Annotated in this window: 20 protein-coding genes; 3 read left to right on the plus strand and 17 right to left on the minus strand. The window is 57.3% G+C overall.

Annotated features, from left to right (window positions below; all coding sequences use genetic code 11):
• Nucleotides 1-31 precede the first annotated feature (31 nt).
• The 5 genes from AB4P97_RS14885 to kdpF all read right to left on the minus strand — a co-directional run bounded on the left by AB4P97_RS14885 (nt 32) and on the right by kdpF (nt 7,448).
• The gene (locus AB4P97_RS14885) at nt 32-2,683 is read right to left on the minus strand and encodes a sensor histidine kinase KdpD (protein ID WP_042560328.1); all 2,652 of its coding nucleotides are present in this window, start codon (nt 2,681-2,683) and stop codon (nt 32-34) included.
• Between the two features lie 130 nt (nt 2,684-2,813).
• Nucleotides 2,814-3,359: a potassium-transporting ATPase subunit KdpC gene (gene kdpC, locus AB4P97_RS14890; RefSeq protein ID WP_042560329.1), complete on the minus strand. Its 546-nt coding sequence runs from the start codon at nt 3,357-3,359 to the stop codon at nt 2,814-2,816.
• Nucleotides 3,360-3,587: 228 nt separating this feature from the next.
• Entirely contained in the window at nt 3,588-5,645 is a 2,058-nt protein-coding gene (kdpB, locus tag AB4P97_RS14895) for a potassium-transporting ATPase subunit KdpB (protein WP_395601275.1), read from the minus strand.
• A 10-nt stretch (nt 5,646-5,655) separates the two neighbouring features.
• Entirely contained in the window at nt 5,656-7,350 is a 1,695-nt protein-coding gene (gene kdpA / locus AB4P97_RS14900) for a potassium-transporting ATPase subunit KdpA (protein WP_395601276.1), read from the minus strand.
• Nucleotides 7,351-7,358: 8 nt separating this feature from the next.
• A complete protein-coding gene (gene kdpF, locus AB4P97_RS14905; protein WP_007899818.1) occupies nt 7,359-7,448 on the minus strand; it encodes a K(+)-transporting ATPase subunit F in 90 nt (29 codons plus the stop codon).
• Nucleotides 7,449-7,872: 424 nt separating this feature from the next.
• On the opposite strand from kdpF, the gene eat reads away from it, so the two are divergent.
• The 3 genes from eat to AB4P97_RS14920 all read left to right on the plus strand — a co-directional run bounded on the left by eat (nt 7,873) and on the right by AB4P97_RS14920 (nt 10,232).
• On the plus strand, nt 7,873-9,237 hold the full coding sequence (gene eat, locus AB4P97_RS14910) for an ethanolamine permease (RefSeq protein ID WP_047302406.1): 1,365 nt from the start codon (nt 7,873-7,875) through the stop codon (nt 9,235-9,237).
• 131 nt (nt 9,238-9,368) lie between these two features.
• Nucleotides 9,369-9,536, plus strand: coding sequence for a DUF2897 family protein (locus AB4P97_RS14915; RefSeq protein WP_080896048.1), 168 nt, complete (start codon nt 9,369-9,371; stop codon nt 9,534-9,536).
• A gap of 138 nt (nt 9,537-9,674) precedes the next feature.
• Entirely contained in the window at nt 9,675-10,232 is a 558-nt protein-coding gene (locus tag AB4P97_RS14920; protein WP_395601277.1) for a TetR/AcrR family transcriptional regulator, read from the plus strand.
• Here the strand turns inward: AB4P97_RS14920 and fabF are convergent.
• From fabF to cysC, 12 genes are all read right to left on the minus strand, one after another.
• Nucleotides 10,229-11,503 carry a beta-ketoacyl-ACP synthase II gene (fabF, locus tag AB4P97_RS14925; protein WP_395601278.1) on the minus strand — a complete coding sequence of 425 codons (1,275 nt, stop codon included), beginning with the start codon at nt 11,501-11,503 and terminating at the stop codon, nt 10,229-10,231. The genes AB4P97_RS14920 and fabF overlap by 4 nt on opposite strands.
• 31 nt (nt 11,504-11,534) lie before the next feature.
• A complete protein-coding gene (locus AB4P97_RS14930; protein ID WP_042560335.1) occupies nt 11,535-12,329 on the minus strand; it encodes an SDR family oxidoreductase in 795 nt (264 codons plus the stop codon).
• A gap of 211 nt (nt 12,330-12,540) precedes the next feature.
• Nucleotides 12,541-12,876: a helix-hairpin-helix domain-containing protein gene (locus tag AB4P97_RS14935; RefSeq protein WP_042560336.1), complete on the minus strand. Its 336-nt coding sequence runs from the start codon at nt 12,874-12,876 to the stop codon at nt 12,541-12,543.
• Nucleotides 12,877-12,985: 109 nt separating this feature from the next.
• Complete coding sequence (locus tag AB4P97_RS14940; RefSeq protein ID WP_042560337.1) at nt 12,986-14,980, minus strand: nucleoside-diphosphate sugar epimerase/dehydratase; 1,995 nt, start codon at nt 14,978-14,980, stop codon at nt 12,986-12,988.
• Nucleotides 14,981-15,095: 115 nt separating this feature from the next.
• Nucleotides 15,096-16,115 carry a glycosyltransferase family 4 protein gene (locus AB4P97_RS14945; RefSeq protein WP_042560338.1) on the minus strand — a complete coding sequence of 340 codons (1,020 nt, stop codon included), beginning with the start codon at nt 16,113-16,115 and terminating at the stop codon, nt 15,096-15,098.
• On the minus strand, nt 16,112-17,083 hold the full coding sequence (locus AB4P97_RS14950) for an SDR family oxidoreductase (RefSeq protein WP_042560339.1): 972 nt from the start codon (nt 17,081-17,083) through the stop codon (nt 16,112-16,114). The genes AB4P97_RS14945 and AB4P97_RS14950 overlap by 4 nt, the downstream gene beginning before the upstream one ends.
• A gap of 142 nt (nt 17,084-17,225) precedes the next feature.
• A complete protein-coding gene (locus AB4P97_RS14955) occupies nt 17,226-18,335 on the minus strand; it encodes a glycosyltransferase family 4 protein (RefSeq protein ID WP_080896049.1) in 1,110 nt (369 codons plus the stop codon).
• Complete coding sequence (locus AB4P97_RS14960; protein WP_395601279.1) at nt 18,332-19,477, minus strand: glycosyltransferase family 4 protein; 1,146 nt, start codon at nt 19,475-19,477, stop codon at nt 18,332-18,334. Before AB4P97_RS14960 ends, AB4P97_RS14955 begins: the two co-directional genes overlap by 4 nt.
• The gene (locus AB4P97_RS14965) at nt 19,478-20,374 is read right to left on the minus strand and encodes a GDP-mannose 4,6-dehydratase (protein ID WP_042560340.1); all 897 of its coding nucleotides are present in this window, start codon (nt 20,372-20,374) and stop codon (nt 19,478-19,480) included. It lies immediately after the preceding gene.
• Entirely contained in the window at nt 20,374-21,405 is a 1,032-nt protein-coding gene (gmd, locus tag AB4P97_RS14970) for a GDP-mannose 4,6-dehydratase (protein ID WP_042560341.1), read from the minus strand. The genes AB4P97_RS14965 and gmd overlap by 1 nt, the downstream gene beginning before the upstream one ends.
• A 162-nt stretch (nt 21,406-21,567) precedes the next feature.
• A complete protein-coding gene (locus AB4P97_RS14975) occupies nt 21,568-22,953 on the minus strand; it encodes an FAD/NAD(P)-binding protein (RefSeq protein ID WP_042560342.1) in 1,386 nt (461 codons plus the stop codon).
• On the minus strand, nt 22,950-23,546 hold the full coding sequence (cysC, locus tag AB4P97_RS14980) for an adenylyl-sulfate kinase (protein ID WP_042560343.1): 597 nt from the start codon (nt 23,544-23,546) through the stop codon (nt 22,950-22,952). The genes AB4P97_RS14975 and cysC overlap by 4 nt, the downstream gene beginning before the upstream one ends.
• Nucleotides 23,547-23,663 lie beyond the last annotated feature (117 nt).

The following is a 23,663-nucleotide window of genomic DNA, read 5'->3' on the forward strand; positions in this document are numbered from 1 at the left end:
AAAGATTGGCAAGAGAGTAGCGCAGTCAGATTCAGGCTTCATCGTCCATCCCCGGTTGCGCCTGCAATGGCAGGTGCAAGGTGATGCAGGTGCCGCGCCCGTCAATGCCATCGGCAACGCTGATTCGCCCGCCATGCGCACCGACCATGCCCTGACAAATCGCCAGGCCGAGGCCGGTGCCCTGGCCGCCGCGATCACCGCGTGCAGCGGTATAGAACATATCGAAAATCTTCGCCCGCTCGTCTTCGGGAATCCCCGGTCCTTCGTCGCTGACCGAGAAGTAAATTTCGTTGTCGTTCGCGCCGGCATTCAATTGCAATCGGCCGTTGGGTGGCGAGAAACGCGCGGCGTTTTCCAGCACATTGACCAGCGCCTGCTCGATCAACGCCGCGTGCACGTACAGCAACGGCAACTCGGCTGGCACCTCGGTGCTGACCTGCAACGGCGCGAGCACTGCGCGCAGACGATTGAGCGAACTGCCGACGATATCGGCCGGCGACACCCAGTCGCGCGCGAGTTTCAGCGCGCCATGGCCCAGGCGTGTCATGTCGAGCAGGTTCTGGATGTAGCGGTCGAGGCGCTCGGCTTCATCACGGGTGCCTTCGAGCAGCTCGCGGCGATCCTCCAGCGGGATCGCTTCGCCGAGGGCCAACAAGCTGTCGATGCTGCCGCGCATGGACGTCAGCGGCGTGCGCAAATCATGGGAAACCGAGGCCAGCAGCGCACTGCGCAATTGCTCGGTTTCGCCGTGCAAGCGCGCGGCCTCCAGATCATCCGCCAACTGCGCGCGAGCCAACGCCTGTGCCAGTGGCTGACTGAGCGCGGTGAGCAAACGACGACGCTGGCCGCTCAAGGTCTGGCCCTCTTGGGCGCACACCCCGAGCAGCGCCAGCGGACCGTCCTCGACCGACAGCGGCCACCACCACCAGCGACCGAACGGCAGCGTGCCGGTGCCCACCCCGGCCGGTTGATCGTGCTGCCAGGCCCAATCGGCGGCAGCGCGTTCGGACTCGGTGAATTGCAGCGGCCCACCGGTTTCAACTTTCCAGCCAGCCTGCCCGTCGCGATTGAGCAAGCAGATTTGCAGATCGCTCCAGCCATTGAGGTGCTGCGCGGCGGCATTGACCACGGCCTGGCGGTCGGTGGCGGCGGTGAGTTTGCGCGACAGGTCGAGCAGCTCGGAGGTTTCTTCCTGGGTGTCGCGCAACGCCTGCAATTGCCGACGCTGACGCGCAGCCAGGTTGCCTGTGAGCGCCGCCATCAACAGAAAGAACAGCAAGGTCAGCACGTCTTCTTCGCGCTGGATGCTGAACGAAAAATTCGGCGGAATGAACAAAAAGTCGTAGGTCAGAAACGACAACGCCGCGCAGGCCAGCGCCGGGCCGAGACTGCTGCGTACCGCCACCAGCAGCACGGCCGCCAGGAATACCAGCGAGATGTTCGGCAGCGGCAACACACTCGACACTGCCCACGCCAGTGCAGTGGCCAACACGGTGGCGACCAGCGCCAGCATGTAGTCAAACCAAACCAGTGTCAGTGGATTTCGAGTACGCGGTTGATCCTGTTGTTGATCGCTGTCGAGGACGTTGATTTCCAGCCCATGAGCCTGACGCAACAACCGCGCGGCCAGCCCTCCACCGAACAGACGACGGCGCAATCGTGGCCGGGACTGGCCCACCAGCACCAGACTCGCGCGGCGCTCGGAAGCATGCTGGATCAGGGTTTTCGCCACCTCGCCGGCGCGCAGCAACACCACTTCGCCACCGAGGCGTTCGGCGAGTTGCTGAGCACTTTGCAAACGCAGACGTGATTGCTCGTCGCGCACGCTGCCGTTGTCAACGTGCACCAGACTCCACGGCAAATGCCGACGCTGTGCAACGCGGCTGGCGTGACGCACAAGACGCTCGGCCTGGGCATCGCCATCAATGCCGACCAGCAAACGTCCGCGCACCGCCGGCGCGGCCTGACCCATTTGGCGATAGCCTTGGGCGAGGTCGTTATCGACTTGTGCCGCTGCCGTTTGCATCGCCAGTTCGCGCAATGCGGTGAGGTTGGTCTGGGTGAAAAATGCATCGATTGCCGCCCGCGCCTGCTCCGGCACATAGACCTTGCCTTCGCGCAGTCGCTCGAGCAATTCGCGCGGCGGCAGATCGATCAGCAACAACTCAAAGGCTTCTTGCAGCACCCAGTCCGGCAGGGTTTCGCGCACCTGCACGCCGGTGATGCCGCGCACCTGATCGTTGAGGCTTTCGAGGTGCTGGACGTTGACCGTGGTGTAAACATCGATGCCGGCCGAGAGCAATTCCTGAATGTCTTGCCAGCGTTTCGCATGGCGACTGCCGGGGGCGTTGCTGTGGGCCAGTTCATCGACAAGGACCAGCTTCGGTTTGGCGGCGAGGAGGCCGTCGAGGTCCATTTCTTCGAGCATCACGCCACGGTATTCCGAGCGCACCAGAGGCTGCTGCGGCAAGCCGCCGAGCAACGCTTCGGTTTCGGCACGGCCGTGGGTTTCAACGACGCCGGCGATGACTTTCACACCTTGGCGCAGTTGAGTGTGGGCGGCCTGGAGCATGGCGTAGGTCTTGCCGACACCGGGCGCGGCGCCAAGGAAAACCTTGAGCCGGCCTCGGCCGTCGCGGGGCAGGTCTGCTAACAGTGCGTCGGCGCGGCCGGAGTCGCTCATGCTTGAAGTTCTCTCTTGCTGATGGTTATGCAGTGTTCTAGTGGCCCTCTTCGCGAGCAGGCTCGCTCCCACGAGGAGTATGCAGTCCCCTGTGGGAGCGAGCCTGCTCGCGAATGGCCGCGCCGCCGATTCAGAGTTTTTCCAGTGCCATGTTCAACTCAAGCACATTCACCACCGGCGGTCCCACCAGCGGCCGCTCGATGTGCGCATCAAGCAGTTGCTGCACGGTCGACACCGGCAGGTTACGCGCTTGCGCGACACGCGCCAGTTGATAGGCAATTGCCGCCGGAGGCAAGTGCGGATCGAGGCCGCTGCCGGAAGTAGTCAGCAGCGCCAGCGGCACCGGGCCTTGACCTGGAACCTGCAACTTGTTGGCGTCATCGATCACGCGGGTGGCCAGTGCCGGATTGCTCGGCGCCAGGTTGCTTGCGCTACTGGAAACAGTGGCAAAGGCGCCGGCCGATGGGCGCGGATGGAACCATGCATCGCCGACAAAATCCTGGGCGATCTGCGATGAACCGCGGACTTTGCCAGCGGCGTCGTGCACCAGGCTACCGTTGGCCTGCTCGGGAAACGCGACCTGCGCGACGCCTGTGACGACCAGCGGATAGGCAACGCCGGTGACCAGGGTCATCAGCACCAGCAGGCTCAGGGCCGGACGTATCATTGTGGACATTTCATAATCCTCGAATTCGTTGGGCAAACTTTTGGTGGCGTGTCAGGGAAATTCCTTCCCCCTCACCCCAGCCCTCTCCCCCAAGGGGGCGAGGGGAAAGGGAGCCGATCCATGTGTTTTTCAAGACCTGAGTTCGGCTCGGTATCTCAGGTCGGCGTAGCTCGCAAAAACACCTCAATCAGTCCCCTCTCCCCCCGGGAGAGGGTTAGGGTGAGGGGCTCTTCAGCCTCACACCAAGTGCAACGCCGTCAGCAGCATGTCGATCGCCTTGATCCCCACAAACGGCACCAGAATCCCGCCCACGCCATAGATCAGCAGATTGCGTCGCAACAACGCCGCCGCACTCGCCGCTTGCACGCGCACCCCGCGCAGAGCCAGCGGAATCAGCACTACGATGATCAACGCGTTGAACACAATGGCCGACAGAATCGCGCTCTGCGGACTGCTCAGGTGCATGATGTTCAGCACGCCCAGTTGCGGGTAGATCGAGGCGAACAACGCCGGCAGAATCGCGAAATACTTGGCGATGTCGTTGGCGATGGAAAAGGTCGTCAGCGCACCACGGGTCACCAGCAATTCCTTGCCGATCTGCACCACGTCCAGCAGCTTGGTCGGATCGCTGTCGAGGTCGACCATGTTCGCCGCTTCGCGTGCGGCTTGCGTGCCGTCATTCATCGCCATGCCGACGTCGGCCTGGGCCAGCGCCGGAGCGTCGTTGGCGCCGTCACCGCACATCGCGACCAGACGACCGTCGTTCTGCTCGAGGCGAATACGCGCCAGTTTCTTTTCCGGGGTGGCTTCGGCGAGGACGTCATCGACGCCCGCTTCAGCCGCAATCGCAGCAGCGGTCAGCGGGTTGTCACCGGTGACCATCACCGTGCGAATCCCAAGTTTGCGCAGCTCGGCAAAACGCTCGCGGATACCCGGCTTGACCACGTCCTTGAGGTGGATCGCGCCGAGCAATTTGCCGTCGACACAGACCAGCAACGGCGTGCCGCCGCTCTGGGCGATTTTGTCGATTTCCCGCGACAGGGCCGGCGCCAGATCGGCGCGTGGTTGGCCGATGAAACTCAGCAGCGAATCCACGGCACCTTTGCGATAGATGCGGCCCTGGTAGTCGACACCGGACAAGCGGGTTTCAGCGCTGAACGGCACAACAGTCAGGGTTTGCGGCGAAGGCTCAGGTTGCGGATGCAGACCGCGCAGGTACTCGACGATGGATTTGCCTTCGGCAGTTTCGTCACCCAGTGAGGCAAACAACGCACCTTCGGCCAAGTCACGGCCCGTCACGCCCGGCGCGGCATACACCGCGCTGCACCGACGGTTACCAAAGGTGATGGTGCCGGTCTTGTCGAGCAGCAGCACATGCACATCGCCCGCGGCTTCCACCGCGCGACCGGACTTGGCAATCACGTTCAGGCGCACCAGACGATCCATCCCGGCGATACCGATCGCCGACAGCAGGCCGCCGATGGTGGTCGGAATCAGCGTCACCAACAGCGCTACCAAAAACACCAGCGGCAGGCTGCCGTTGGCGAAGTGGGCGAAGGGTTGCAGGGTCACCACCACCAGCAGAAAGATCAGCGTCAGACCGATCAGCAGGATATCCAGCGCGACTTCGTTCGGAGTCTTCTGGCGTTTGGCGCCTTCGACCAAAGCGATCATGCGGTCGAGAGTTGATTCACCGGGGTTGGCGGTGATCTTCACCAGCAGCCAGTCAGACACCAGTCGGGTGTTGCCGGTGACGGCCGAGCGGTCGCCGCCGGACTCGCGAATGACCGGCGCCGATTCACCGGTAATCGCCGCTTCGTTGACCGCAGCAATACCTTCGATGACTTCGCCGTCACCGGGGATCATCTCCCCCGCTTCGACGCGGACCACATCGCCCTTGCGCAGACTTGTCGCCGGCACAACCTGGAAGCTGCCGTCAGCCTGTTTGCGTCGAGCGCTTAAGCCTTCGCTGCCAGCCTTGAGACTGTCGGCGCGGGCCTTGCCGCGACCTTCGGCCAAGGCTTCGGCGAAGTTGGCAAACAACACGGTGAACCATAGCCACAGGGCAATTTGCGCAGCGACGAACGTCGGCACATCAGCATCGGGAATGAAGCACAGCACCGTGGTGAAAATCGCGGTCAGTTCAACCACCAGCATCACTGGCGAACGCTTCAGTTGCCGAGGGTCGAGTTTGACGAAGGCTTGCACCAGCGCCGGACGCCACAGGGCCGAGATCGCGGTTTTCGCTTGTTCCGGTGCTTTGGCGGCAGCGGGTTTGATTGCGGGCATATTCATCATTGACTCCTTAGAAGCCCAGGCTCAGGTGTTCAGCGATTGGACCCAACGCCAGAGTCGGCAAAAAGGTCAGGCCGCCCACCAGCAAAATGGTCACGGTCAACAGGGTCACGAACAGCGGGCCGTGGGTCGGGAAGCTGTTCTGGCCGATCGGTGCGGTTTTCTTCATTGCCAGGCTGCCGGCCAGGGCCAGAACCGGAAGGATGTAGCCGAAGCGACCGATCAACATGCCCAGGCCAAGCATCAGGTTGTGGAACGGCGTGTTCGCGCTCAAGCCGCCAAACGCCGAACCGTTGTTCGCACTGGCCGAGGTGTAGGCGTAGAGCAACTGGCTGAAACCGTGCGGGCCGGGGTTGCTGATGGTTGCCGCAGGGCCTGGCAGGGTGGCGGCGATCGCGCCGAGTACCAGCACGCCGACCGGCATCACCAGCAGCGTGACCACGAGCAATTGCACTTCTCGCGCCTGGAGTTTTTTACCCAGGTATTCCGGCGTACGGCCAATCATCAGACCGGCGAGGAACACCGCGATCAACACGTTGAGCAACATGCCGTAAAGCCCGGCACCGACGCCGCCGAAGATCACTTCGCCGACCATCATGTTGACCAGCGCAACCATGCCGCTCAGTGGATTGAGGCTGTCGTGCATGCCGTTGACCGAGCCGTTCGACGCCGCCGTGGTGGTCACCGACCACAGCACAGTGGCGGTGGTGCCGAAGCGCGCTTCCTTGCCTTCCAGCGGTGCGGTCTGTTCGACGGCAGCGTTGTTCAGGGTCGGATTCGGCTGGTACTCAGCCCACAGCGAAGTCGCGCCGCCGATCAGGAACAGCGCCAACATGCAGGCGATGATCGCGCGGCTCTGACGCAGGTCCTTCACGTAATGGCCGAAAGTGAACACCAGCGCCGCCGGGATCAGGATGATCGAGGTAACTTCGAACAGGTTGCTCCACGCGGTCGGGTTCTCGAACGGATGCGCCGAGTTGACGCCGAAGAAGCCACCACCGTTGGTGCCCAGTTGCTTGATCGCAATCTGGCTCGCCGCCGGGCCGAGCGGGATCACTTGATCAACGCCCTGCAGGGTCACCGCGTTCACATACTGCGCGAAGGTTTGCGGCACGCCCTGCCAGACCAGATACAGCGCCAGCAGCAGGCACAGCGGCAGCAAGCCGTAGAGGGTGGCTCGGGTCATGTCGACCCAGAAGTTGCCCAGTGTCTTGCTCGACTTGCGGCCAATGCCACGGCACAAAGCGACCAACACGGCGAGGCCGGTGGCGGCGCTGACGAAGTTCTGCACGGTGAGGCCGACCATCTGGCTCAGGTAGCTGAGGGTCGCTTCACCACTGTAGGACTGCCAGTTGGTGTTGGTCATGAAACTGACCGCGGTGTTGAACGCCTGAGTCCATTCCTGGCCCGGCAGGTTCTGTGGGTTCAGCGGCAGGTGATCCTGAAACAGCAGAATCGTGAACAGCAGCAGGAAACCGGCAAGGTTGAAGGCCAGCAGCGCCAGCGTGTACTTCTGCCAGCTTTGTTCATCCTGCGGATTGACCCCGGCCACGCGAAAACAGCCGCGCTCGACCGGACCGAGAATCGGCGTCAACCAGGTACGCTGGCCTTCCATCACTTTGTAGTAGAAGCGCCCGAGGAACGGCGCCGGCAGCAAGACCAACGCGAAGAACGCGAGGATCAGCCAATAGTCATAACTGTGCATAGCCGCTCCTAGTTCCGATCCGCGCGCAACAGCGCAACCAACAGATAAATGAACAGCCCCACTGCCAATAGCAGTGACACCCCGTCCAGAACGCTCATGGAAGATCTCCGTGTTACGGCGTATTGCCGCGTGTGGAGTGATTGTCGGGAAGGAGGCTGTAAAGGAACGAGAGCGAGGGTGCGCGCGGGACATAAAGAAAGCGTAAAGAGTGGGTTTATGCGTTCGTTACAGCCAGGTTTTGCGCTGGCTGGGCCGGCCTCATCGCGGGCAAGCCCGGCTCCCACAGGTTTCGCGGTGAAAGCAGATTCTGCGGTCTACACAAAACCCTGTGGGAGCGGGCTTGCCCGCGATGGCGGCATTACAGACTCCATCGCACCCGACTGGCGCACAAAAATGCCAACATCCACCGCCGAACATCCCCGATACGACAGCTTTCAGCCCTTTACGACCCGCCAATACAAAATGGCACGCCCACTGCACACACCCTCCCCCGAGCTTTCCAACCGTTCAGGGAGCAAACGCATGAACACACAACTCAAACCCACGCTGGGCACGCTGCACTTGTGGGGTATCGCCGTGGGGCTGGTGATTTCCGGGGAATACTTTGGCTGGAGTTACGGCTGGGGCGTGGCCGGGACGCTGGGTTTTCTGGTGACCTCGTTCATGGTCGCGACCATGTACACCTGCTTTATCTTCAGCTTCACCGAACTCACCACCGCAATTCCTCACGCTGGCGGGCCGTTTGCCTACAGCCGTCGAGCGTTTGGTGAAAAAGGCGGATTGATCGCCGGGCTGGCGACGCTGATCGAGTTCGTCTTCGCTCCACCCGCGATTGCGCTGGCCATCGGTGCCTATCTGAATGTGCAATTTCCGGCGCTTGATCCGAAACACGCGGCAGTCGGTGCGTACATCGTCTTTATGGGATTGAACATCCTTGGGGTGAAACTGGCGGCGACCTTCGAGTTGATCGTCTGCGTGCTCGCCGTCGCCGAACTGCTGGTGTTCATGGGCGTCGTCGCTCCAGCGTTCAGCTTCAGTAACTTCGCGCTCAATGGCTGGGCCGGTTCGGACGTTTTCGGTGCGCCAGCGATTGCCGGGATGTTCGCCGCGATTCCGTTCGCCATCTGGTTCTTCCTCGCCATCGAAGGCGCAGCCATGGCCGCCGAAGAAGCCAAGGATCCGAAACGCACGATCCCCAAGGCTTACATCAGCGGCATTCTGACTCTGGTGCTTCTTGCAATGGGCGTGATGTTTTTTGCCGGCGGCGTCGGCGACTGGCGCACCTTGGCCAACATCAACGACCCACTGCCGCAAGCGATGAAAACCGTGGTCGGCGATAATTCCGGCTGGCTGCACATGCTGGTATGGATCGGCCTGTTCGGTCTGGTGGCGAGCTTTCACGGGATCATTCTTGGCTACTCGCGCCAGTTCTTCGCCCTCGCCCGCGCCGGCTATCTGCCCGCATCGCTGGCAAAACTGTCGCGCTTCCAGACGCCGCACCGGGCGATCATCGCCGGCGGCATCATCGGCATCGCGGCTATTTATAGCGACGGCCTGATCAACCTCGGCGGCATGACCCTCACTGCCGCGATGATCACCATGGCGGTGTTCGGCGCGATCGTGATGTACATCATGAGTATGCTCAGCCTGTTCAAACTGCGTAAATCCGAGCCTAACCTTGAGCGCACCTTCCGTGCGCCGTGCTATCCGCTGATCCCAATGATTGCATTGGTACTGGCGGTGGTGTGTCTGGTGGCGATGGCGTGGTTCAACACACTGATCGGGCTGATATTCCTCGGTTTCATGGCGGTGGGGTTTGGTTATTTCATGCTGACTGGCCAACTGCGTGCCAACGCACCGGCCGACGCGATGCTCACGGGTCATTGAGGGATTGATCGGGTGCACCGGGCATAACGGGCCTAGAATGGAACCACTGCGAGTTAACTTCGCTCAAAAGTTGTATGCAGCGGTTAACGGCGAAATCCTCGCCCACCGATCTGCCTTTAAGGAGAGCCGTTATGCCTTGGTATGCCTGGTTGATTCTTGTCGTTGCAATCGGCTCGATCGTGGGCGGGTTGATGATGTTGCGAGACACCGCCAACAAGGTCGAACTGACCGACGAAGAACGCAAACGCGTCGCCGCACGCAATGCCGAGGCGGACGCGAAAGAAGCCCAAGACCGCTAAAGAAAAAACCCCGCCTAACTGGCGGGGTTTGTTTTTCAGATCCGTATCTGCCCTTCTGCGTGTTTTTTAGAAGTAGAAGTACAGTCACCATTTAATTTTCCATGGTTAATATGCGGGTATTGTTGCGGAGAGATCCAGATGCGTTACTCGCAGGACCATAAAGCCCAGACACATCAACGAATAATCAAGGAAGCCTCGGCACGATTCCGCAAGGATGGAATCGGTGCGACCGGCCTGCAGCCGTTGATGAAAGCGCTGGGGCTGACCCACGGCGGTTTTTACTCGCACTTCAGATCGAAGGACGAGTTGGTCGAAAAGGCACTGCAAGAGGCAGGCGACCAGGTTGATGGGTTATGCGCTGAAATTTTTGCCCAAGAACATCCGCTGCAAGTGTTTATCGACACTTACCTGTCCGAATGGCATCAGACATCGCCACATGAAGGTTGCCCCCTCCTGACCATCTCTGCGGAACTGGGATTGCGTGGACAACCCAGTCCAACCAGTGACGCCGTGCTCAACGCACGACTGATTCAGATCGAAGACACCCTCGAAGGTGACAATGGCGCCGACCGGGCCATCGTCATCATGTCGACCCTGGTTGGCGCCTTACTGCTGTCACGCAGTGTCGCGGATAACGAGTTCGCTCAACGCATCCTCGATGTCACCCGCGAGCACCTCAAACAATCCAAAGACTAGGCCTGCCAACGCTTGAACAACACGCTGGCATTTACACCGCCAAAGCCGAATCCGTTGGATAACGCATATTCGATCGGCATCGGCCGGGCCTGGCCATGGACGATGTCCACGCCTTCGCTGGCAGGATCAGGATTGTCAAAATTGAGCGTCGGCGGCACCACTTGGTCGCGAATTGCCAACAACGTGAAAATCGCCTCAAGTCCGCCCGCAGCACCCAGCAAGTGGCCGGTGGCGGATTTGGTCGAGGTCACGGCGATTTTGTTTTCTGCACCGAACAACGCCTTGATCGCCGCCAACTCGCCAAGGTCGCCAACCGGCGTGGACGTCGCGTGAGCATTCAGATGCTGGACCTGATCCGGCGTGATACCGCCCTGAGCCAAAGCCAGCTCCATTGCCCGCCGTGCACCACTGCCATCTTCCGGCCCAGCGGTCAGGTGATAGGCATCGGCCGTGGTGCCGTAACCGACCAGTTCCGCCAAGGGCTGCGCGCCACGAGCCAAGGCATGTTCAAGAGACTCGATCACCAACAGGCCGGCGCCCTCGCCCATGACAAAACCATCACGTCCACTGTCGAATGGACGTGAGGCTCGCTGTGGAGTGTCGTTGTAGCCACTGGACAGCGCCCGCGCAGCCGCGAAACCGGCAAGGCTGACTCGATCGATCGACGCTTCCGCCCCGCCGCACACGGCGATATCGGCTTCACCGGATCGAATCAATCGCGCCGCATCACCAATCGCCTGAACGCCGGCAGCGCAAGCAGTCACTGGCGCCCCCAACGGTCCTTTGAGGTGGTGCTGAATCGATACGTGCCCGGCTGCCAGATTGACCAGAAACGACGGAATGGTGAACGGCGACAAACGACGCGGGCCACGACTATCAGTCGTACGCACGGCATCAGCAATCGCACCGAACCCACCGACACCGGAACCGATGATTGTCGCGGTGCGCTCCTGATCAGAGGCATTTTCCGGATGCCAATCAGCCTGCTCTAGCGCCTGCCGCGCGGCCTCCATGGCAAACATGATGAAGCGGTCCATCTTCTTCTGTTCTTTCGGCGCGGTGGCGCGATCCGGGTCAAAACCGGCCTCGGCGTCTTCTTCCAGAGTCGGCACTCGGCCGCCAACACTCGTGGGCAAGTCAGCGACCACTGCTTCAGGCAAATTGCGCAACCCGGAACGCCCCTGCAGCAAACGTTGCCAAACAACCTCAACACCGCTGCCCAAGGGTGAAACCAGGCCCATGCCCGTGACGACTATTCGACGCTGATCCATACCGCGTGACCTCTAACTGATTCAGAAGAACTTACTTGTAGCGACTGGCAGCCGAACTGCGGGACAGGTTCGGCGCCATCACCAGCCGCGCAGCCACAAAGGCTTGCCACTCACCCGCATCCGGAAGGGACGGGATGGTAATGAGCTCGCCCTGATCCAGACCTGCCAGCGCGGCATCGACCATCTCGCCAGCCTCCATGACCATTTCGGCCGGGATGCCGCTGGCATCGATTCCGGAACGCTCCCAGATTTCAGTGCGGGTAACGCCGGGCAGCACCGCCTGGACTTTTACACCGGTGCCGTCGAGTTCAGCGTTCAGCGATTGGGTCAGGCTCAGCACATAGGCTTTGCTAGCGCTGTAAGTGGCGTTGAAACGCTCCGGAAACAGCGCCACGACCGAGGCAATGTTGATGATCGTGCCGCGACCCGCCTTGGCAAAACTCGCTGCAGCGGCCGATGCCAGACGAGTGACCGTGGTGACGTTGAGCTGGATCAGCCGCTCAAGATTCTCTAAATCTGCATTGGCCAACAGACCGTCAGCCGCAACGCCGGCGTTGTTGACCAGCAGGCTGATGCTCGAATCACTGCGCAGACGCTGCTCGAGTTTGAGCACGTCATCCTTCTGCGTCAGGTCCGCCTTGAGCACTTCGACCTGAACACCATGGGCGTCACGCAGCTTGCTTGCGGCACTGTCCAGACGCTCTTGGTCGCGGGCCACTAACAACAAGTCAAAACCGCGCGATGCCAACCGCTCTGCGTAAATCGCACCGATACCAGACGATGCGCCAGTGACGAGAGCTGTACCTTGGGACGCAACAGAATTCATGACAGGACTCCTGGAATGCTTGAGAGATAGCCCTCTGGATCGGGTTGATACAGAGCGCGTGGAAATTATTATAGGCATAATCTCAACACAATATGATAGCCGTAATTTTTGGCTATCCGACGGGCGTGCTCTTGGTTTCCTCAGTCAAACGCCTTACCAGAAAAACAAAAAGGCCGGTCAATGACCGGCCCCTTGGCGTTGAACAATAAGCTTAGTTCACTTCCAGCTTGTCGCGATTGCGATCCAGGATCGCCTTGCCGATACCCTTGACTTCCAGCAACTCGTCCACGGATGCGAACGGCCCGTTTGTTTCACGATATGCAACAATTGCTTTGGCTTTGGCCTCGCCTACACCCGACAGTTCCTTTTGCAGCGTTGCCGAGTCGGCCTCGTTGAGATTGATTTTTGCACTTTTCGAAGACGCCGCAGCGTCGATCACGATCGACGCTTCTGGCGGCACAGGCGGGGAGACAGGCGCCGCAACCACCGCAATAGAGGCGCTAGTGAGCAGAGCAAACATCAGGGAATAGAAATAACCAGTACGCATTAGTGACGCTCCATCATCATTTGAGAAAGCAGCTTTCCGAAGCTGCTCTTCAAATGTAGGTCATGACGGGCTCAAGTCAAAAATTCGTGCGTTACAGAATGTGAAACAATCAGGGCTCGAGACGGCGTTGCTGGTAGATCCAGTCGACGATCTCGCCGTCGGGGGTGTAGCCGGAGACGGTCTCGCGCAGGAGTTGGCGGACTCGGGAGTAATCATCCGCTTCAACCGCGCTCAGCAGATTGCTCAACCTGTCCTTTAACACTTCCCAAGGCAGGTGATCTTCATTGGCAGACATGATCATCGGATGAGAGGTCGCCGCCACGTTGTCACCGATCAACAGCTCTTCGTAGAGCTTTTCACCCGGACGCAATCCGGTGAACTCGATGGATATGTCGCCTTGAGGGTTACGTTCGGAACGAATACTCAAACCTGACAGATGGATCATCTTCTCTGCCAATTCTACAATCCGCACCGGCTCGCCCATATCCAAAACGAACACATCGCCGCCCTGTCCCATCGAGCCTGCCTGAATGACCAACTGCGCGGCTTCAGGGATGGTCATGAAATAGCGAGTGATCTTCGGATGCGTCACTGTCAGCGGTCCACCGGACTTGATCTGACTGTGGAACAATGGAATCACAGAGCCGGACGAACCCAGCACATTGCCGAACCGCACCATGGTGAAGCGGGTTTTATTCACGCGAGACACATTGGCTTTATCACCGAACAATACCGGAGCCACTTCAAGGCTCAGGGCCTGCAGCACCAGTTCGGCCAAACGCTTTGTACTGCCCATGACATTGGTCGGGCGCACAGCCTTGTCGGTCGAGATCAGTACAAAGTTGGAGACACCGGACTGCAAGGCAGCCTGTGCAGTGTTGAGCGTCCCAATAACATTATTCAGGACGCCTTCAGCGATGTTGTGCTCGACCATCGGTACGTGCTTGTAGGCGGCTGCGTGATAAACCGTATCAACCTTCCAGGTTTTCATCACGTCGAGCAACTTTTCCGGATGACGAATCGATCCGAGGATCGGCAGCAAACGCACCGGAACCGACTCCCTCCAACCACGCTGCTCCAACTCCGACAGAATGCTGTAGAGATTGAACTCGCTGTGCTCAAACAGCAGCAGAGTCGTTGGCCCCAACGCAAAGATCTGACGGCACAGTTCCGAGCCGATCGAACCACCGGCACCTGTGACCATGACTGTTTTGCCTTTTATACAACGCTCCAAGAGATCGGGCTGGGCAGGAACAGCGTCACGCCCCAAGAGATCTGCAATATCAACCTCTTGGATATCCTCAACTTTTACCCGACCGCTGGCCAGATCAGAGAAATTTGGCACACTGCGAATATGGAGCGGGAACCCCTCCAGCAAGTTGAGAATTTCCCTGCGACGAGCACGCGTCGACGACGGAAGCGCGAGAAGTATTTCTTGGGCTCCTGTGACATCGATCATCTGCGGAATATGCTTTGGCTTGTAGACCTGGAGGCCAGAGATCGAGCGATCCGAAATACCCGGGTCATCATCGATAAATGCAACGGGCCGCATGGCTCGGCCCATTCGCAGTGCGGCTACCAGTTGATTCCCCGCGACGCCCGCGCCATAAATAGCAACTTTGGTCAAACCATCGTCTCGGTTGGCAAAAGGAACATGCTGCGCTGCAGTGAACCAATCCCCCATGAAGTATTGGCGCATACATAGCCGCAACCCTCCAATGATGACCAAACTCAACCACCAATAATTGAAAATTATCGAACGAGGTACGACCGCTTCGTGATTGCTATACCAATAAACGACAACCGCCAGTATCAGCGAGGACAAACTGACAGCCTTGATGATCGCTATCAGAGCATCATTGCCGAAGTAACGCATGACAGCGCGATACATGCCGAAGCGAATGAACAATGGAATAGCGACAACAGGCGCACAGACGAATAGCCAGACGTGCACCTTGAAGGGGTTGTACATGTCATCAATACCCAAACGTACGATGAACGCCAACCACAGGGCTCCCCAAACAAGAAAAATGTCTGTAGCCACCTGAATCAGGCGTTTGCGTCGTCGTGGGAGCCCAACGAGACGCTCTCTGACCTTATCCATTAACTCTTCAAGCACCTCTGCCCCCCCTCCTTAAACTGCTGATGACCCGACTGGAGCACTTGAGATCAGGGTATTGACTCTAAGCCTGAATAACAGGCTTGTAATCTTTTCCATCTTAAGCGTTTTTTTCGAACTCTCCCGCGCGAAACATGATGGCGAGAACAATCAGCGGGATGTAAGCCAACAGTACCCCCCAGACGCCGCCTAGCCCAAACCGTGTAACACATACCGCAATCGGTAGCAGCCAGCATAGATTGATTAGACCTGTTGCGAGCGTGACGGGCAAATGCCGTCCAAAACGCCTGGAAGCAAACTGATAAGCATGGCTTCTGTGCGCCTCGTATACCTTGTCTCCCCGCAACAGGCGACGGAATAGCGTGAACGTGGCATCGACGATAAACACACCGAGCAAAATCAGCCATCCCCAAAGCAAAGACGGGTTTTCCCAGGCGGCCTGGAGGGAAAGCCCACCCAAAACGACACCAAGAAATCCGCTACCTGCGTCGCCCATGAATATTTTTGCAGGGGGGAAATTCCAGCAGAGAAACCCAATGACTGCCGCGGCCAGCAACAAAGGAGCCCAGATCAACTCATTCGCGCCAATGAGCCAATACAACAGGCATGCTCCGAGGCAGACACAAACCGCCTCTACCCCGGCTATGCCATCAATCCCATCCATGAAGTTGTAAAGATTGAGGAGCCATACCAGGTAAAACAGCGCAAGAACCTGCCCGAAGACCCCTAGATCGAAATGCGCGCCGAACAACTCGACGACGGGCAGTCCGCCCAGCCAAAACAACAACCATCCAGAGGCAAAAAAATGCCCCAGTAAACGCCAGCGCGCAGCGATGTGACCGTGATCATCCATGAAACCTATGATCGCTATCAAACCTCCAGCGCCGCCGATAGCAAGCAAGGTGCTTGGCGAGTTCATCCCGACGCTCCACAGCACCAGCAAAGACGCCAAAAACGCCACAACTATCGCTACACCACCTCCCCGCGGTGTAGGGACGGAATGTGAGCTGCGCTCATTCGGAATATCCATCAGACTGCGGGTCAATGCGTAATGACGTAAGCCCCACGTGAGAAAAAAGGATAAACAGGTGACGACAGGAATTAACCATCCATAAGTCATGTTTTTCGTGTGTCCAAAAAATGCTTCACGGTCAGGTCAAGGCCCTTGTCGAGACTGAGCGGCGGGGTCCAACCGAGTACTTGTCGATTTTTGCTGATATCAACCTGCAGAGACCCGAAGAGCCGCTGCGTTAACGCCCGGCGCCCAATTAACACAGCGACGGTTTTCATGATCCAGACGGGCATCGGCAGTAGAACAGCCGTCTTCCCCAGTGCGTGGGCCAACTTACGCAGGAGATCCGTTGTGGAAACATCCTCTCCATCGCTTGCCATAAATGTCTGATTGGCAGCTGCGGGATGATCGATACAGGTAACGACAAGATCCACAAGATTACCTACTGATATCAAACTACGACGATTACGGACCGAACCAAAAGGTAACGGCACGCCACGGTGCAACCACCGCATCATGCTGAGAAAATTAGCCTTTACACCCGGCCCGTACACCAGCACCGGGCGAATAATGACTACCTCCATGCCGGTAGCCAGTGACAACTGCTGCAGTCCCTGTTCGGCCTCAAACTTGGAAATGCCGTAGGCGTCAACCGGGCCCGGTACGTCGTCAGCCTGAAATGCGCGTCCGGGGGTCGTTGTTTCTCCATTTACTTTCACCGAACTGATGAAAATAAACCGTTTAACGCCCATTGCTGCGGCTTGTCCGGCGAGATTTAAAGTTGCTTCGACATTGACCTCGCGAAAAGCTGCCATGGGATCGGTTACTACTTCATTCATGACATGAACGCGTGCTGCTGCATGGATTACAACATCCACGCCGGCAAGGGCTTCGCTCCATTCGTTTCTGCCATTGAGCCCCGAAAGTGGTAATACGTGCACACCGGCAGAGACCCCATCAGTAGCAGTGCGCATCGGGGCGACAACTGAACAATCTTTTGCCAGCATCAATCGCTCGATGAGCGCGCTCCCTAAAAAGCCATTGCCGCCGGTTATCAGGTAATTTTTAGATCTCATGGCAGCCTCGCAACTGAAAAGCCTACTGCAAGCCTTGGAAATGTACTCGAGAATAAAAGTAGAGGGGCAATCTCGCCGATAACAGAACCATGGCCTGGCGCATCACGCTGATACCGCGGGCAGTTTCTACCGTGACTAGCAATCAAAGTAATGAACGATAAATACCGGCGTAGGATTCACCCATCGAGTTTGAAGAGAAAACCTCTTCGAAACGTCGCAGAGCCGCCTGCCCCATCGAGGCAGCTATGGCAGGCTGATTCCATAGACTGTTCATGGCCTGAGCCAAGGCAACAGAGTCCCTCGGCGGAACCACGAAACCGGTTTCTCCGGCAATATTGATGTAGGTAGTACCCGAGCCGATTTCACAAGAAATCATTGGCTTACCGTACATGGCGCCTTCGAGCAGCGAGATTCCAAACGATTCTGATCTCAGGTGCGACGGAAAAACAAAGGCATAGCAAAGCGTCAGCAGAGCAGTCTTGTCTTCGTCTGGCAACAGCCCCAGAAAATGCACGTTGGACAGGCCCGATTCAGCTGCTTGTGCGCGGAGTTCGGTTTCAAGGTGCCCACCACCAAGAATAACGACCGGCAATCGAGTCGTCCTCGCGGCCTCGAGCAAGTAGTCCAAACCCTTGTAGTAGCGCAGTGCACCGACAAACAGAAAAAATCGCTCCCCCAGCCTTTCTCGCCAGAATGCCAGCTTCTGCATCGATGGCAAGGGATAGGTCGCACGATCAAGACCATAAGGAACAACACGCACCTTGTCTTTGAAGCGACTCAATACCGGGCTGCTTGCAACATAATTGGGCGATGACGCGACAATACAATCAACACTGGAGAGGAAGCGATTCATCAATGGTTGATAAAGTTTGAAGAGCGTCTTCTGCTTGACGATATCGGAGTGGTAACTGACCACACTGGGCTTGCGAACTCGACTCGCAAAATGGACGAGATCCATGTAAGGCCACGGAAAGTGGTAGTGAACGATATCCGACTCTCGGGCCAGCTCAGCGAAATCCTTGAGCGCCGAAAACGAAAATCCGGTAGAGGCTACGTGAAGATCCAGTTTCGAGCGATGTGTCAGATGATGCGCAATCGGCTCATTTCGCGCAGCCCCTCGCTCGCTAAGGTAGAGCACTTGGGACTCGTAACCGTGCGTCAAACCACCTTCGGCAATCTGAAAAATGACTTGTTCTATTCCACCCATCGTTTCCGGGTAGTATGTCTTGAAGAAATGCAGAACCTTGATCATTTTCCTTTGACCACCTTCTGGTAAACCTCAAATGTTTCTCTTGCGCAGCGCTCCCATGAAAACTTCGCCGCGTGCAGCAATCCTTGCTTAATGGCGCTGGCACGCCAGGCTTCATCTTCAAGGCCCCGCTGAAGAAGTTCGGTCAGCGCGACAGTGTCCGCTGCCTCGCACATGAGTGCCGTATTGCCGGCGACCTCAGGAAGCGACGAACTGTTGGAGCACACCACCGGAACGCCCGAGCTCATGGCCTCCAGCACCGGCAAACCGAAGCCCTCGTACAACGAAGGAAAAGTAAATAGCCGCGCACCGGAAAACAACAGAGGCAAGTCTTCACTGGGCACAAAGCCCAGATAGAAAGCCCATCCTTCTCGGCGAGCACTTTCGAGCCGATTATGGATACTCTCGTTACGCCATCCATAGTAGCCAGTCAAAACTAACGGCCAGCGCTTGCGCAGTTCCAGTGGCAGACGTGAATAAGCGTCAAGCAACGTTTCGATATTCTTGCGTGGCTCAATGGTGCCAACAAACAGGCTGTAACCGCCCACCTCAAGACCATGCCTCGAAAGCGTCGCTCTGAGGGCATCGGCAGAGCGAGGATGGAATTCCGCGGAACTGGCCAACGGTACTGTGTGTATCCGGTCAATGGGCCAGGAAAAATAGTCAGCTAACTCTTTACGCGTGTATTCAGAGTCCGTTATCAACGCATCAGCTCTGACTAACGTAGTCTTGAGCTCCCTCTGCAAATAGCGCACAAGTTGCGGCGAATGACAGTGTGACCACGTAAAGGGAGAGAGATCGTGGAATGTGGCTACACTACTCCCGGCAAATGGAGGCAGATAATAATTGGGGCTGTGGTAAAGAAAATCACCATGGTCCTTTAGCGCGCGCTTCCTGAGTAACGGCATCAACAAACGATATGCCTCGACCGCCAGGAAGTTTTTTTGCACTGCCCGCTTGAGACCGTAACCCGCACCTGATGTCTCGGAGGCAGACGGTAGCGAAGGCAGAAATCGCCGACCTGCAAAGAACTGCAGGTCGGCGATTTCGGGATTCTGCTGCAGTCGCAGCGCCAATTCGTAGCTATATCGACCGATGCCAGTCAGTGGAAAACGGACTGGCTCAACAGAAAGGATTAACTTCACTTATTCAGCCGCCAGCATCCAGCGCAGGGTTTCGCTTAGGGGAGGCGTTGCCCACCCGGGAACCAGTTCCCGCAGCCTTGAGTTATCCCCACACAGGGTTTTTACCTCGTTGGCACGGACAAATGCTGGATTCACTTCAACTTCAATGTGATGCCCGGTAAACCCTTTGCACAACTCGATAACCTCACGAAGTGAGTGCGTGTTGCCTGAGCTGACATTGACAACCTGGCCCAACGGTTTCACGTCGATCAATCCGCGATAGGCCTGAACCAAAGCACGAACATCACTGAAGTCACGCCAAACATCGAGATTACCCAGTTCGATGGTTGGTGCCTTGCGCTGAAAATGGGAGATTATTTTCGGCAACAGGAAATTTTCGGCCTGCCCAACACCCGTGTAGTTGAATGGCCGCGCGATCACTATAGGCAGACGATCCAGCCAAAGCTTGGCCATATACTCCATGGCCAACTTACTGACAGCGTAATCATTCGCCGGCGCCGGGTCTGTTGCTTCGGATAGCAAGCCGCCGGAAGCGTTACCATACACGTTCGCACTACTGGCAATCAGCACACAATCCGGGGTCTTCCCGCAAGCACCAATCGCCTCGAGAAGATTGCGCGTTCCAATCAAATTAACCTGATAGAACGCATCCGCTGCACCGTGCCCGACGAATGCCAGCGCTGCGAGGTGCACAACAACATCCGGCTGAATCTTTGCCAGCAACGTACGCAGACCAACCGCATCAGCCAGATCAACTTGATGATAGTTGTGATCGTCGGAGGGCCGACTGCCCATTCCGACAATCTCGTAGCCATGAGCTTCCAGCTCAGCCGCCATGTAGCGACCGGTAAAACCATGAATACCCGTAATCAGCGCACGTTTGCCAGCATTGATCATCAGAAAGAGAACCCTTGCTTGTTACGGCGCAGATCAGCCTCGACCATCATGCGGCAGAGCTCTTCCAGCGTAGTTTTCGGCTCCCAGCCCAGTACTTCCTTGGCCTTTGCAGGGTTACCGATCAGAAGTTCGACTTCAGTAGGACGGTAGAACTTCGGATTGATGGTAACCAGTACCTTGCCAGTAGCAGCATCGCTGCCCTGCTCCGCTTCAGCAGTGCCTGCCCAGGAAATCGTGATGCCTGCAGCCTTGAATGCCATCGACACGAAATCACGCACGGTTTCGGTACGGTTGGTTGCCAGTACGAAGGTATCCGGCACGTCAGCCTGCAGCATGCGCCACATACCTTCTACGTACTCCTTGGCAAAACCCCAGTCACGCTTGGCATCAAGGTTGCCCAATTCCATCTTGTCCAGTAAACCCAGCTTGATCTTGGCAACGGAGTCGGTGATTTTACGAGTTACAAACTCACGACCACGCAGTGGCGATTCGTGGTTGAACAAGATACCGCTGGTCGCAAAAATGCCGTAAGACTCGCGATAGTTGATGGTCATCCAGTGAGCGTAAAGCTTGGCAACACCGTAAGGGCTGCGCGGATAGAAAGGCGTGCTCTCGACCTGCGGGATTGCCTGTACCTGACCAAACATTTCAGAGGTCGATGCTTGATAGAAACGCACCTTTGGATTGACGATGCGGATCGCTTCGAGAAGGTTCACGGCACCAAGGCCAGTGATTTCAGCGGTAGTGATTGGCTGCTCGAACGACACGCCCACAAAGCTCTGCGCGGCGAGGTTATACACCTCGGTGGCTTCGGTGGTTTGCAGCAAACGGATGCTGGCAGAGAGATCTGTCAGATCATATTCGACCAAATGCAGGTTAGGGTTCTGCTGGATGCCCAGCTCTTCGATACGCCAGAAATTGACAGAACTTGTACGACGGTATGTACCGTAAACGGTGTACCCCTTCTCCAGCAGCAGTTCCGCCAGGTAGGCGCCGTCTTGACCGGTAATGCCAGTAACGATTGCTTTCATGCGAATCCTCTAAACTCCATTTGAACATTGTTGAAACAAAAATAATCTAGCCCGGCAATCTGCATGAAGCCGAGACTGAGCGATTAACTGCCGTACGGGGAGAATAGTACCCGAAGAGAGGCACTTTGCCGCCCCTTCGACGATTTTTTTAGATGTCTGGGGCTAATTTGCTTGTGGCTCATGGCGAAAGTCCTCCGCAAGCCTGCAAGCCAAACTCTTGGCCAGTTCCCTCAATTCTGGTACCGCTGTCGCCTCCCACAGATCAGCCTTGAGCATTGGACCTATATAGGAAAGCCACGGCAAAGCATCGCCTTCAGCGTTTTTAACAGCCAGGCGTTCGTCAACATGCAGCCCCAAACCCAAGGTATCGGGCTGCAGCAGCCCTTCGTCGCGCAGCTGAGTAATCAGCGGATCATCGACATGCCGTAAATTCGAGTTGGGCCCGGTACAATTGATCACCTTCGAAACGTCGATATGTTCGATCTGATCAGTACCGCGCCGCTGAAAACTCACTTGCACGCCTTCACCGCCAGGGGCGATCCCCATAATACGTCCCGCCAGTGAAACAATACGCCCACTGCCAGACGCTTCAATGAAGCGGTCGTAAGTCTCCGGGGCCACGCGATGACGATGCACATCCCAGTAAGGTTGCAGGTGGCGAATAAAGCGTCGCTTCTCGACCTCTGGTAATCGAGCCCAAAGTGCTGGTGTCGCGGGACGCAGAGCTGCAATGTAATCCCGCCAATCACGCCCCGTGGTAGCGCCCGCTTTGATAAGACGGCGAACTTCCCGGAGATAATTTATCACGGTAGGTTCGACGTCGAGCAGTCGCTCGCTGGCTCCGACAATCGGTGGAAGAACATGGCCATGAGGACGATGAGCCAACGGCTGCAATCCACGGCGAGATAGCATGTAAATCGGACGTGTGTCGCCCTGATCCATGCCCAACGCAACATCCAGAGCGGTCAGCCCGGCACCTATCAGGAGTACCGGCTTAGTTGCATCGGGCAACATACGCTCCCGATCCCAAGGATCCTGCTGATAGCAGCCCACGGCGATAGCGGGAGCAACACACTGAGGATTGAGGGGCGCGAAGTGACCAAACGCAAGCACGACATGATCAGCTCGTAGTTTTTCACCGTCCGCCAACTCCACAATTGCGCCCTGTTGATCCGCTCTCAGACTGTGCACTTCCGCTGCCAATCGTTGAAGCGAGATACCTTTGGCACTGTCAACGGCCGAATCCAGCAGGCAAGAGAGATAGTCGCCATATAACCGTCTTGGCACAAAGGACGATCCCACGATATCTGGGTCGGTTTTCTGACAGAATTTCTGGAACGACTCGGGTTCATCCACCAGAGCTGTCATGTTTCCAACCGGAACATTCAGCAAATGCTGAGCGCTGTTTGTTCCATAAGCCAGACCACGGGCCATACCGCCTGAACGGTTGATCAGAATGACGTGAACACCAGGCGGGCAATGCTTCAAAAACTGAATGGCAGTTACTGTCCCACTAAAACCCGCGCCGATGATGACGAGAGTCTTCATGCCAGATCCCGCTTATCCAGACAGTTCAGTATTTTCCCGACACAGGTGTCCAGGTCTTCCTCCAGCGTGTTGACGCGCACATCGGCATTCACTGGACTTTCATAAGCCGAATCAATGCCTGTGAAATTTTTGATCACGCCCGAACGAGCTTTACCATAAAGGCCCTTCGGGTCTCGCCGCTCGCACTCTGCCAAAGGCGTATCAATGAAAATCTCGATAAACCTTTCATTGCCAATTACGTCGCGCGCCAAGGCGCGATCACGTTGAAAGGGGGATATGAATGCAGTGATCACTATCAACCCAGCATCCATGAACAACTTGGCCAGTTCAGCAATTCTGCGTATGTTTTCTTCCCGGTCGGCGTCACTGAATCCCAGATCTTTACACAGGCCGAGACGCACATTGTCACCATCCAACAGATAGGTGTGCCGACCACGCTTGACCAAAGCCAACTCCAACGCGTTTGCAATGGTAGATTTGCCAGCACCACTCAACCCGGTCAACCACAAAGTGATGGGTTTCTGCGCCTTGACGAGCGCTCTGGTTGAACCATCTACAACAGACGCCTGAAAAACTAAATTGTTGTTGGACACACTGGGGCACCTCGTATCTCTGATCCTTCAGATTACCATTGATGTCGCGCACTCACGACAGCGGTTTTTGAGGCGACCTCTCGCCCTGTATTTTAACCCATTACCAAGAACTATCCT

This window comes from Pseudomonas sp. A1230 (assembly GCF_044218825.1).
GTDB classification, from domain to species: domain Bacteria; phylum Pseudomonadota; class Gammaproteobacteria; order Pseudomonadales; family Pseudomonadaceae; genus Aquipseudomonas; species Aquipseudomonas iridis.